This window comes from Kosakonia pseudosacchari, assembly GCF_015167415.1.
GTDB lineage: Bacteria > Pseudomonadota > Gammaproteobacteria > Enterobacterales > Enterobacteriaceae > Kosakonia > Kosakonia pseudosacchari.
This window is the reverse complement of sequence record NZ_CP063425.1, coordinates 2,363,208-2,374,948: the sequence shown is the minus strand read 5'-3', so window position 1 is coordinate 2,374,948 and position 11,741 is coordinate 2,363,208. Positions and strand designations below refer to the sequence as shown.

The window sequence follows — 11,741 nt, the reverse complement described above, 5'->3', positions numbered from 1 at the left end:
TCAGAACGCAAAGCAGCTGCAACCGAGCGCGCCCCAGAAGGCGTTCTCATCGGAAACCGGCATGGCGGCACCGCGTGCAACATCGTGCTGATGAATATGCACACCACACGGCCCTGAGCAGTGGTGTACCCCTGATGCCTGGCCAACTCGAGCGGCGTGCGGCGGCGCGCTGCGGTAATGCCCCGGCACTTTCACTACCGGCGACCACTCCGGCAATACCGGGATTGCCGGCGGTGCCAGCGGGCCAAAGGTGCCAGCGGCATAAACAATCTCGCCGCCCACCACCGTCAGTACCGACTCAATCCCTTTGATCTCCTCTTCCGGCACACGGAAGTAGTCCTTGCTGAGGATGGCGAGATCGGCCAGTTGACCCACTTTGATTTGGCCTTTTTTCCCCTGTTCGCTGGAGAACCAGGCGCTGCCTTGCGTCCAGAGCAGCAGGGCGGTATCGCGATCGAGGCGCGCGCTGTGGTCGTACATTTGCATGCCGCCAACCGTTCGCCCGGAAACCAGCCAGTAAAGCGCCGTCCACGGATTGTAGCTGGCAACGCGCGTGGCGTCGGTGCCCAGACCAACCGGCAAACCGGCTTCCAGCATTTTCGCCACCGGCGGTGTCTGTCTGGTGGCCTGCTGGCCATAGCGCTCGGCGAAATATTCGCCCTGGAAGGCCATGCGGTGCTGAACCGCAATCCCGCCGCCAAGCGCTTTTACGCGCTCAATATTGGCTTCGGTGATGGTTTCCGCGTGATCGAAGAACCAGTGCAGACCGTTAAACGGAATATCGCGGTTCACTTTTTCGAACACATCCAGCATGCGGCTGATCGATTCGTTATAGGTGGCGTGCAGGCGGAACGGCCAGCGGTGCTCAACCAGATGGCGCACCACGCGCTCCAGTTCCTCTTCCATACCGGGTGCCAGATCCGGGCGCGGCTCAAGGAAATCTTCGAAGTCGGCAGCGGAAAAGACCAGCATTTCACCGGCACCGTTGTGGCGGAAAAAGTCGCTGCCCTGGCCCGGCGTTAACATATCGGTCCATTTTTCGAAATCTTCCAGCTCATGCCCCGGACGCTGCGTGAACAGGTTATAGGCGATGCGAATGGTCATCTGCTGTTTGCTGTGCAGTTCGGCGATCACGTCGTAATCTTCCGGGTAGTTCTGGAAACCACCGCCCGCGTCAATAGCGCTGGTCAGCCCCAGACGGTTGAGTTCGCGCATAAACTGGCGCGTGGAGTTGACCTGCTGCTCCAGCGGTAGTTTTGGCCCTTTCGCCAGCGTCGCGTAGAGGATCATCGCGTTTGGCCGCGCAATCAGCATCCCGGTCGGGTTGCCGTTGCTGTCGCGCTGAATTTCGCCGCCCGGCGGGTTAGGCGTCTCTTTGGTGTAGCCGACCACTTTCAGCGCCGCGCGGTTGAGCAGGGCGCGATCGTACAGATGCAGGATAAACACCGGCGTGTCCGGCGCGGCCTCGTTAATTTCGTCCAGCGTCGGCATACGCCGTTCGGCGAACTGGAACTCTGTCCAGCCGCCGACCACGCGCACCCACTGCGGAGACGGCGTGCGCAGCGCCTGTTCTTTCAGCATTCGCAGGGCATCCGCCAGCGACGGCACACCTTCCCAGCGCAGCTCCAGGTTGTAATTAAGGCCCCCACGGATCAGGTGCAGGTGCGAGTCATTCAGCCCCGGGATCGCCGTATGGCCTTTCAGATCGACCACCTTTGTGCGTTCACCACGGTACGCCATCACCTCGGCTTCGGTCCCCACCTGGACAAATTTTCCGTCGCGGATAGCCACCGCATCGGCGAACGGGTTTTCCCGATCAACCGTATGAAACTGACCATTAAGCAATATCAGTTCTGCATGTACGAGCGAATCCATACTTCCTCCAGTCTGGCGGCCTCATGGGCCGGATAAGCATCTGGGCGGATTATGCTAAGCGTTGGGAAAGAATGAACAGTTATACGAACGTATAGGTATACGAAAGGATAGTTATACCTTCAGATAATAGTTATGCCGGGGAGGGATACCTAACATACAGCCCACGATAGCGATGGCGCGTGAGTTGCTGTCTGAACGTAACCCTCCCACTTTAACCTCTAAGGATGCTTGTATGACTACCGCGAAGCTTGAAGTTCTGACCCCGGCGAACTGTCAGTTAATCTTTATCGATCACCAGCCGCAGATGGCGTTTGGCGTGCAGTCTATTGACCGCCAGGTGCTGAAAAACAACACCGTCGCGCTGGCGAAAGCCGCCAAGGTGTTCAATATTCCGACCATCTTCACCACCGTCGAGACCGAAAGTTTCTCCGGCAACACCTATCCTGAGCTGCTGGATGTGTTCCCGGAGAAAGATATTCTGGAACGTACTTCGATGAACTCCTGGGATGACCAGAAAGTGCGTGATGCGCTGGCGGCCAACGGCAAACGTAAAGTCGTGGTTTCTGGCCTCTGGACCGAGGTGTGCAACAACACTTTCGCGCTTTGCGCCATGCTGGAAGGCGACTACGAAATCTATATGGTGGCAGACGCCTCCGGCGGCACCTCGAAAGAGGCGCATGATTACGCCATGCAGCGCATGATCCAGGCGGGTGTGATCCCGGTGACCTGGCAGCAGGTGATGCTGGAGTGGCAGCGTGACTGGGCGCATCGCGAAACGTATGACGCGGTGATGAATATTGTCAAAGAGCATTCCGGTGCATACGGCATGGGCGTTGATTATGCCTACACCATGGTGCACAAAGCGCCTTCACGCGCGAAAGCGGGCCATCGCACGCTGGCACCGGTTCCGGCGAAATAAGCCTCCTGCTGGCCGGTTAACGCCGGTCAGCTTGTCTCTTTCACGGCAGGAGAATGCCATGAGCATCGGACTTATCTCTTTCGCCGCAGGCGCGTTGATTGGCGTGATGTACGCCTTGCTGAAGGTGCGATCGCCTGCGCCACCGGCGATTGCGCTGGTGGGGCTACTTGGCATGTTGATGGGCGAACAGCTCGTCTGCGCACTGATCACACAAGCTTTCGCGGGGTGAGCCTATGAAATCCTGGATCCTTTCCCTCCTGGTCGGTCTGCTGGCAGGGGGGATTTATGCTTTACTGGGGACACGTTCTCCCGCACCGCCGGTGATGGCCTTGCTGGGGTTATTCGGCATGCTGGTGGGAGAGCAACTGGTTCCGATTACCCGTCGGTTACTTGCCCGGCAACCGTTAACCATGGCATGGTTTCGCCATGAGTGTGTGCCAAAGATTAGCGGTACGCCGCAACCTGAACCGCCGGACGCACCGCCGCGCCGGGATTAATGCCCCGAGGATTACCATGACGCACACCCTGCGTATTGCCATTGTTGATGATGAACCGTCCGTGCGTAGCGGGTTAAGCAATTTGCTGCAATCGGCGGGATACGCCACGCTGACCTTCGCGTCCGCCGAGGCCTTCCTGAACGATGGTTCCGCGCAGCGGCAAACCGCACTGGTGATTGCGGACATTAAACTGAAAGGCATGAGCGGGGCGGCACTGTACGAGAAACTGCAATGTAGCCCGTGCCCGCCGCCGCTGATATTTATTTCCGGTCATGACGATGAAACCTGGCAACGGTTCGCGGGGCAACCCGGTGCCGTTGCTTTTTTGCATAAACCGATCGATATCGACATGCTGCTTGATCATATTTCGCGCGTGCTGGCGGGAGGTGAAGAGACGCCATGACCGGAAACGCAACCTCACCGCCGTGGCCGCAGAGGGTGGCCGAAAACCAACCGTTTACGCTGCAGGATGATGCTATCTATACGCCGCTGGCGCAGGAGGGCTGCATTGTCTGGATGAATGCGCACTATCCGTGGGCGAGCGATGCCTTTATTCTCGCCACCGCGGTAAGCGACGACGCCGAGCCGCGCGCCAGCCAGTTGCTGAATAACGAATTAGCGCTGCGCCTGCAACTTGATAGCCGCTGGGCGGTAAAACCCGTTGCCAGCACGCAGTATCACGGCCGCATCGCGCTGGTTTACCCCACTTTCGCCTTTAAACCGCTCACCCGTCTAACCGGCCAGCCGATGGCGTGTATCGCCAGCTGGCTTGAACTGACCCTGCGCATCTGCACGCCGCTGCGCCAGATGCACCAGAGCAACCTGATCCATGGCGATATTAAACCTGGCAATATTTTTCTCACCGATGAAGGCTGCCGCTTAGGCGGCTTTGGCCTGACGACCAGTACCGTCGTGGAACCGGCGCAGAACTGGCAACCGTTCTCCGGCGGTACGCTGGCTTACATGTCACCGGAACACACCACGCGCACCCACCATGCCGTGGACAACCGCAGCGATCTCTACAGCCTGGGCATTGTCTTTTATGAGTTATTGACCGGCACGTTGCCATTCGATCTCAGCGAAGGCGGGCAGGCGGAATGGGTGTTGCACCACATTGCGTCTGAACCTTCGCCGCCGCATAGCCTGCGGGACGGCGTACCGGAGATGCTGTCAACTATTGTGCTGAAGCTGCTGACAAAGTCGCCGGAAAAACGTTACCAGACGGTCGATGGCCTGATGGCGGATCTACGCCGCTGCCAGGCGACGTTAACGGCCGATGGCGAGATCGCCCACTTTACGCCAGGTCTGCAGGATCGTTCGCCATCGCTGCATTTTGCTAACACGTTGTATCGCGCCCATCCGCAGGCCAAATCGCTGGCGGACGCGCTGGATGCGGTTGTACAAAGGGGTACGCAAACGCTGGTCACCATCAGCGGCCCTGTCGGGATGGGCAAATCGTCGCTGATGGCTTCATCGTTAAAGGCTTTTCAGAGCCGCCCGTCGCTGATTGCGCTAGGAAAGGTGGAACAGAACTCCTCGATTCTGCCGCTGGGTGTGCTGACGGCAGCGTTCCGCTCGCTGGCGCTGCATTTACTGGGATTGCCCGCCGAGGAAGTAGCGCGCTGGAAGGCGCGGCTCAGCAGTGCGCTCACAGGCTATGAAGCGCTGGCGGTAAGCCTCGCGCCGGAGCTGGGGTTGCTGATTAACAGCAAACCGGTGCTGTTTGTCGACACCTTGTCACTCGATTCACGCGCGCGCTTCAACCACATGGTGCTGCGGCTGGTAAATGTCTTTGCCACACCGGGTTGCCCGCTGATTATCCTTATCGATAACTTGCACTGGATCGATGACGCCAGCCTGCATTTACTGGAATACCTGTTGCAGCACAGCCATGCATTGCCGCTGCTGATGGTGGTTTCACACCGCGACTTAGCCTCGTTAGACGATCCGGCTTTTGCCACCGCGCTGGCCCGCTTGCGTAGCGCCGCCAGCCGCGTGATTGAGTGTGTGCCGCAGCCGCGCTCGGCGAAAGCCATCTCCCGCTGGCTGGCGACCGTTTTTCAGACGCGCCCGGCATCCACCCTTGAGCTGGCGAAACTGATCCATGAAAAAACCGGCGGCAACCCGCTGTTCGTCCATGAGTTCTTTAAACGCATTACCGAAGACGGCCTGGTGAACCATAACAGCTACCAGGGAAAATGGCAGTATGACCTGGCGGCGATCAGTGCCCGCTACCACCGCGAAAGCGTGCCCGATTTGCAACTCCGGCAACTGGCGCAAATGCCGCCTGAAACCCGCAGCCTGCTCGGGAGTATGGCCTGTCTTGGCAGCGCGGGGGATATCTCGTTGATAAGCCGTGTGCTGAACCTTTCCGCCGGCGAAGTACATTATCGCCTGCATTCTGCGCTCTCGGCACAACTGGTCACGCTTAACGCTGCCGAGTACACGTTTACCCATGAACGAATCCACGAGGCGGCCTGCGCACTGCTGGAGCCTGCACATTGCCGTCAGTTGCATCTGGTCACGGCCACGCTTCTGGCGCAAACAGCGGTCGAAGCCCCGGGTAATGAGCTGCTGTTTCGCGCGATTCATCACATTAATGCCGCTGCCGACGACATTTTGCCGCCGCAACGCCAGCGCTTCAGTGAACTCAGCCTGCTTGCCGCCAGGCGGGCAAAACACACCGGCGACTACACGTCGGCCTTGAGCTATTTACATCTCGCACAGCGGCTTCGTACTGAGACAGGGCATGATTTTGCGCTGTCGCTGGAGGAGACCGCCTGTGAGTTTTTGCTCGGTAATCTCTCAACCGCGCGCGGGCTGTGCGAACGGTTACTGGCCTCGCCCGGCGGGCTCACGGAAAAGGCGCAGGCCGCGACGCTGCTGGCAGAAGTGCATATTCGCCAGTCCGGTTATCAGCTTGCGCTGGAGACAACGCTTTGCTGGTTGACCGTGTTTGGTATTCATCTGCGCCGTTATCCTGACGATGCGGCCTGTGATCACGCATGGCAGGAGATGCACGCGCGTGTTGGCGACAATCCTGCGCAACTGTTCACCGCGCTGCCGCGTATGAACCATCAGGAAACCGACGCGCTGATGAACCTGCTGGCGAGCGCCAGTTTGTATGCCAGCTTTAATTGCCCGCGCCTGCATTTCCTGTTGCTGTGCCAGATGCTGCAACTGACGCTCGAACGCGGGCTGACCGGGGCATCCACCTCCGCACTGGCGTGGTTTGGTGTGCTGCTCGGCGAACGCTACGAAGAGTATGAACTGGGCTACCGTTACAGCGTCCTGGCGCAGGAGCTGGTGACGCGCCACGGTTTACATGAGTTTGCCGCGAAAGCGCTGGTGCCGCTGGGACGTAGCTGTGTCTGGACACAACCGCTATCGCGCAGCGTGGAGTGCGCTAATGCCTGTTTTACCGCAGCCGTTGCGCATGGCGATCTGACCATTGCCTGTTTTGCTGCGTTTCGTCAGGTGATCAACGCCATGAGTCGCGGCGATCACCTCGACACGGTATTAAGTCATATCGATCGCGGTCTGGCTTTTATTCGTGAAACCCAGTATTCGGATATGGATCATCTGCTTCTGTTACAGCGTCACTTTGTCGAGTATCTGCGACAGCCGGATGGCATGCTAAGCGGCAAATCAATCCTGCCCCGATCGCTGCTGCCGCCGACACCGCCTGCGACCATGCTGTTCTGGTTCTGGCTCTATCGCGGGATGGCGCACTTTTTCACCGGGGCTTATTCCCGCGCGGAATCCTGTCTGAAAGAGGCGGGCGAACATGCCTGGTCTGCGCCCGGGCATATCAGTCTGCTGGATTACCATCTCTACAGCGCGCTCGCATTATCGATGCAGCTTACGCCAGAGACCTTTTCTGCCGGGCATCGTCTGCGGCTGAACCAGCACTACAACAAAATCGCCCGCTGGGCACGCGTTAATCCGGGAACCTTCAGCGATAAAGAAGCGCTGGTGTATGCGGAAATCGTGCGCCTCGATGGAATGAACAGCATCGCGCTCGGACAGTATGAGAAGGCGATTACGCTTTCGCGCGAAGCCGGTTTTAACCCCAGCAATGCGCTGGCGCACGAACTGGCCGGGCGTTTTGCGCTCTCCTGTGGATACCAGACCGCAGCCGACGCTTATTTTCGCGGCGCGATGGCCGCCTGGGGACGTGCGGGAGCGCAGGCTAAAGTCCGTCATTTGCAGCAGGAGCATCCCCATCTTTTCACGCCCGTGGAAAGCACCCCCTATGACACCATCTCTTTTGCGCAGAACGATGAAATCCGCGATCTGCAAAGCATTATCAAAGCCTCCCGCGCCTTATCAGAGGAGATCAATCTTGAACGGCTGATTCAGATCCTGATGACCATGCTGCTGGAGCGTGCCGGTGCGCAGCGCGGTTTACTGATTCGCGTGCTTGACGACAACATTCCGGAAATCGAAGCCAGCGCGCACACCAGTAAAGAGGGCGTGCTGGTGCGGGTGATAAAAGAGATGCCGCTGGCGACAGATATGCCTTTATCGGTGCTGGCGGCCGTGATACGCACCGGACAGGAGATCCGCACTGGCCGACCGGAAGAGTACAGCCCGTTTAGCCAGGATCCCTATCTTGTCTCTTCCGGGGCAGCGGTGATGTGTGTGCCGATGTTCAAACAGGCGCGGCTGGTGGGGGTGTTATATCTGGAAAACCGCCTGATGCCGGAGATGTTTACCGCCGGCCAGTCGCGCGTCGTGAACCTGCTTGGCGCCCATGCGGCGGTGTCGCTGGAAACCGCGCGGCTGTACGCCAAGCTGGTGGAAGAGAACATGCAGCGTCGGCGCGTCGAAAAAGAGCTGCGCGCCAGCCAGACCTCGCTGATGCTGGGCGAACAAATCAGCCACACCGGAACCTGGCGCTGGGAACTGGAGCAGGATTTGATGCATATGTCGGATGAGTATGCGCGCATCCTCGGGCTGGACGAGAAGCGCAAACTGATCTCGATGGCTGAGTTTTTAACCTTTGTTCACCCGGACGATCATCCGCATATCAGTGCGCTGGTCACCCGCAGCGTCGCGCAGGGGCTCACCATGCAGGCGGAGTTTCGTATTATCCGCACCGATGGCGAGTGCCGTTATATCCTCGGCATCGGCGATCCGGTCTCTTCCGGTGATGAGGTGCATGAATATTTTGGCACCATCACCGATATCACCGCCCAGCGGCAGAGCGAAGATGCGGCGCGCGTCGCCCAGGCCGAGCTGGCGCGGGTGTCGCGCGCCACGACTGTCGGGCAGCTAACCTCGTCGATTGCCCATGAAATTAACCAGCCGCTGATGTCGATTGTCTCCAATGCAGGCGCCAGTCTGCGCTGGCTTAATCGCTCTCCGATCCCGGTCGATAATGTGCGCGTCGGGCTGGAGGAGATTATCAGCGAAGGGCAGCGTGCCGGAGAGGTGATCCGTAGCCTGCAATCGCTGACGCGCAGGCAGGAGCCGGTGTTCGAGCGCATCGATCTGCATTTCTTGCTGCGCCATATCATGACGCTTTCCCGCAGCGAGCTGGCGCGGCGGCAGATAGCCGTTGACTATGCACTGGAGGCGCACAACAGCTTTATTTATGGCGATAGCGTGCAGATCCAGCAGGTGCTGCTTAACCTGGTGATGAATGCCGTTGAAGCGATGGCGGATATCGACTCGCGCCCGCGCGTGTTAACGCTCGCAACGCTGACCCAAAATCCGCACGAGGTGATTTGCCAGATTGCCGATACCGGTAGCGGAATGAGTGCCGATGTACAGGCGAGGCTGTTTGAGTCGTTCTATACCACCAAAGCGCAGGGCATGGGGATGGGATTGACCATCAGTTATGCCATTATCGAGCGGCATAAAGGCAAGCTAACGGCGAAATCCAGGCAGCCATTCGGCAGCGTGTTTGCCTTTACCTTGCCGGTGGCAGCGGATTAGCGGCTGCGGGATTTGGCGATATGCAGGTGGCTTGCGGCATGCACCAGATCCGCCAGCGAGCGGGCCTGCATTTTTTCCATCACCCGGCGGCGGTGGACTTTTACGGTGATTTCGCTGACGCCCAGTTCCGCCGCAATCTGCTTGTTGAGCAATCCACTGATGGCTAACTCAAAAACTTCCTGCTCACGCGGCGTCAGGGATAAGTGGCGTTGCCTGAGCGCAAAGTTTTCCTGCTGTTGCTCGAAATCCTGCGCCGCAACCGTCAGCGCGTCCGCCACCGCCGACAACAGGCGTTCGGACTCGACAGGCTTCGTTAAAAACTCACACGCCCCGGCTTTCATGGCCCGCACGGTCAGCGGAATGGTGCCGTAGCCGGTCAGAAAGATAATCGGCAATTCGCGTCCACGATCTTTTAACGCACTGGCGACATCGAAACCGTCCGCGACGGGCATATTCAGATCCAGAATCAAACAAGCGGGAACGGAAACCAGCGGGTGAGTGAGAAAAGATTCCGCAGAAGCGAAATCAATGGCGCGGTAACCTTCTGCTGCCAGTAGCCGGACGATTGATCGTCTGACGGCATCATCATCATCGACAACATATACGAGAGGTTCCATTATCTTTCAGCCTCGGTAGGGGCGCATGCCAGAAAGCAGGCCGTAAGCTATGCAGGCAGATACTGATAACATAAAAATTAACTGGATGAAATGACTGATCTTTTCCTTATATCCAGTAGGCTTTTTGTGCCAGTGTCTGAAGAATATACACCCACTAAAACGGGGAACTGTTGCCGCATAACTTTCGAATGAAATTTGTGATAAATCACTGAATGTTGCACGTATTTTAACCGCTTGTTAATTTACATATCGCACCGTTAACTCTCAACAACAGCGGTTCGTTGACGGTGCCTGAGAGCAAAAATAAGAATAATCTTAGGTAAAATATTGGCATTAATGGGAGGCAAAATGACGATCAGACGGGCACGCCCTGACGAAGCTGAAGTGATTTGGCAGATTCGTAATCAGGCTATTCGCCACGGTTGCAAAGGCGTTTATGAGGACAAGGTTATCGCGGCCTGGACGCCGGATAACATGCCGGAAAGCCAGCGCGTGATGATTGCCAACAATCCGTTTTATGTTGCAACCACGGCAAATGACCAGCCGGTTGCCACGGGTTTTCTCGATGTAACACATGCCAGCGTGGAGGCCATTTTCACCTTGCCGACGTGGGAAGGAAAGGGGCTGGCGACGCAGATAATTGATGCCATTAAACAGGAAGCGGCAAAACGCGGTATGCGGCGGATCACGCTGGCATCCACACCTAACGCCTGTACGTTTTATCAAAAACAGGGGTTTGTCATATTGCGGGAAAGTGTTTATCCCTCTGCGCTGGCGCGCGCGGATTTACGCTGTATTGAAATGGAATATAATTTCGCTGTTGATAAATAAAGAGCGCTTATTCACCGCATGGATTAATGAGAAGAAAATTCCTATTAAAATAAACAGGTTAGTTAACATTTCGTCATAAAACATCCTCCTATAATAATAACGCTGCGCTATCGCGTGGCTTTATTTTATTCTTCAACACAGAAAGGAACTTTTTATGAAAATCCGTGCCTTACTTTCCATTTTATTATTTGGTTTATCAATGAATGTCTTTGCCGCCAGCCAGACTGAGTGTGAAGTGAATGGCGAAATAGACTGGAACTGCATGTGCCAGATCCTGTGCCAGATAGGCGAGGGCGGCTCAGCCTGTAATTGCGATGGCGTGCCATAAGCCGACGTCGCCAGGGGGATGTTAATTTTAATATCCCCTGTCTTTCACGCCGATTCCTCTGAAACCTATTCCCGCGCCAAATAGATTCACCCGTTTAATCGCTTCACATGTTACGCTTCACGCCTGAGACCAAACCGGGAGAGCTGTGATGTCAGCGATTAAAACGCTTGCCACCACCGAAGTGTACCGCAATAAGTGGATGCGTCTGCGTGAAGACAAAATCCTGCGGGCAGATGGTAACGAAGGTATTTACTCCGTTGTTGAGAAAGCCGATTTTGTTGTGGTTATCGCCCGGGAAGGCGACAGCCTGTATGTCGTCGAGCAGTTTCGCTATCCGCTGGGTAAGCGCACCATTGAGTTGCCGCAAGGGGCATGGGAATGTGCACCGCAGGCGGATCCACTGCGTGTGGCGGCCGGTGAACTGCGTGAGGAAACCGGGCTGGTGGCGGGCAAAATACGCCATGTGGGGTATCAAAAACTGGCACAAGGCTACTCCAGCCAGGGTTACCATATTTTCCTCGCTGAAGAGTTGGTACATCAGCAACAGGAACTCGATCCTGAAGAGTTTGGTCTGACGACGCGCAAAATTACCCTGCGCGAATTCGAAACGTTGATATGTGAAGGAAAGATCAGCGATGCGACCTCAGTCACCGCCTATTTGCTGGCAAAGCTCAAAGGCATGCTGGAATAGCACTGGTATTTTATTTTGCCTCTCAGCCTCTCATCAGAGC

The 11,741-nt window shown here is 56.9% G+C and carries 10 protein-coding genes; 8 read left to right on the top strand and 2 right to left on the bottom strand.

What is annotated here, in order from left to right; translation table 11 throughout:
- Positions 1-1,875 (bottom strand): amidohydrolase, encoded by a 1,875-nt coding sequence (locus IP581_RS11150; RefSeq protein WP_193822569.1) that lies wholly within the window; start codon positions 1,873-1,875, stop codon positions 1-3.
- 232 nt (positions 1,876-2,107) lie between these two features.
- Here IP581_RS11150 and IP581_RS11145 point away from each other — a divergent pair, with 232 nt between their 5' ends.
- The 5 genes from IP581_RS11145 to IP581_RS11125 are packed head-to-tail and all read left to right on the top strand — an operon-like array spanning position 2,108 to position 9,234.
- A complete protein-coding gene (locus IP581_RS11145; protein WP_016496081.1) occupies positions 2,108-2,794 on the top strand; it encodes a hydrolase in 687 nt (228 codons plus the stop codon).
- 58 nt (positions 2,795-2,852) lie between these two features.
- On the top strand, positions 2,853-3,023 hold the full coding sequence (locus IP581_RS11140; protein ID WP_193822568.1) for a DUF1427 family protein: 171 nt from the start codon (positions 2,853-2,855) through the stop codon (positions 3,021-3,023).
- 4 nt (positions 3,024-3,027) lie between these two features.
- Complete coding sequence (locus tag IP581_RS11135) at positions 3,028-3,291, top strand: XapX domain-containing protein (protein ID WP_017456791.1); 264 nt, start codon at positions 3,028-3,030, stop codon at positions 3,289-3,291.
- A 16-nt stretch (positions 3,292-3,307) separates the two neighbouring features.
- Positions 3,308-3,694 carry a response regulator transcription factor gene (locus IP581_RS11130; protein WP_097400967.1) on the top strand — a complete coding sequence of 129 codons (387 nt, stop codon included), beginning with the start codon at positions 3,308-3,310 and terminating at the stop codon, positions 3,692-3,694.
- Positions 3,691-9,234 carry a trifunctional serine/threonine-protein kinase/ATP-binding protein/sensor histidine kinase gene (locus IP581_RS11125; RefSeq protein ID WP_193822567.1) on the top strand — a complete coding sequence of 1,848 codons (5,544 nt, stop codon included), beginning with the start codon at positions 3,691-3,693 and terminating at the stop codon, positions 9,232-9,234. Before IP581_RS11130 ends, IP581_RS11125 begins: the two co-directional genes overlap by 4 nt.
- Here the strand turns inward: IP581_RS11125 and IP581_RS11120 are convergent.
- Positions 9,231-9,851 carry a response regulator transcription factor gene (locus IP581_RS11120; protein ID WP_193822566.1) on the bottom strand — a complete coding sequence of 207 codons (621 nt, stop codon included), beginning with the start codon at positions 9,849-9,851 and terminating at the stop codon, positions 9,231-9,233. The two genes, IP581_RS11125 and IP581_RS11120, sit on opposite strands and share 4 nt — an antisense overlap.
- 348 nt (positions 9,852-10,199) lie before the next feature.
- Here IP581_RS11120 and IP581_RS11115 point away from each other — a divergent pair, with 348 nt between their 5' ends.
- From IP581_RS11115 to IP581_RS11105, 3 genes are all read left to right on the top strand, one after another.
- Positions 10,200-10,682, top strand: a complete 483-nt coding sequence (locus IP581_RS11115; protein ID WP_193822565.1) for a GNAT family N-acetyltransferase — start codon at positions 10,200-10,202, stop codon at positions 10,680-10,682.
- Positions 10,683-10,836: 154 nt separating this feature from the next.
- Positions 10,837-11,010 (top strand): hypothetical protein, encoded by a 174-nt coding sequence (locus IP581_RS11110; protein WP_162842150.1) that lies wholly within the window; start codon positions 10,837-10,839, stop codon positions 11,008-11,010.
- Positions 11,011-11,158: 148 nt separating this feature from the next.
- On the top strand, positions 11,159-11,701 hold the full coding sequence (locus tag IP581_RS11105; RefSeq protein ID WP_097400964.1) for an NUDIX domain-containing protein: 543 nt from the start codon (positions 11,159-11,161) through the stop codon (positions 11,699-11,701).
- Positions 11,702-11,741: the final 40 nt, after the last annotated feature.

What these genes read in the sequence shown, in the direction of transcription:
- IP581_RS11130 (WP_097400967.1), top strand. Translation starts at nt 3,308, where the DNA reads ATGACGCACACCCTGCGTATTGCCATTGTTGATGATGAACCGTCCGTG.
- IP581_RS11115 (WP_193822565.1), top strand. Translation starts at nt 10,200, where the DNA reads ATGACGATCAGACGGGCACGCCCTGACGAAGCTGAAGTGATTTGGCAG.
- IP581_RS11105 (WP_097400964.1), top strand. Translation starts at nt 11,159, where the DNA reads ATGTCAGCGATTAAAACGCTTGCCACCACCGAAGTGTACCGCAATAAG.
- IP581_RS11145 (WP_016496081.1), top strand. Translation starts at nt 2,108, where the DNA reads ATGACTACCGCGAAGCTTGAAGTTCTGACCCCGGCGAACTGTCAGTTA.
- IP581_RS11135 (WP_017456791.1), top strand. Translation starts at nt 3,028, where the DNA reads ATGAAATCCTGGATCCTTTCCCTCCTGGTCGGTCTGCTGGCAGGGGGG.
- IP581_RS11120 (WP_193822566.1), bottom strand. Translation starts at nt 9,851, where the DNA reads ATGGAACCTCTCGTATATGTTGTCGATGATGATGATGCCGTCAGACGA.
- IP581_RS11125 (WP_193822567.1), top strand. Translation starts at nt 3,691, where the DNA reads ATGACCGGAAACGCAACCTCACCGCCGTGGCCGCAGAGGGTGGCCGAA.
- IP581_RS11140 (WP_193822568.1), top strand. Translation starts at nt 2,853, where the DNA reads ATGAGCATCGGACTTATCTCTTTCGCCGCAGGCGCGTTGATTGGCGTG.
- IP581_RS11110 (WP_162842150.1), top strand. Translation starts at nt 10,837, where the DNA reads ATGAAAATCCGTGCCTTACTTTCCATTTTATTATTTGGTTTATCAATG.
- IP581_RS11150 (WP_193822569.1), bottom strand. Translation starts at nt 1,875, where the DNA reads ATGGATTCGCTCGTACATGCAGAACTGATATTGCTTAATGGTCAGTTT.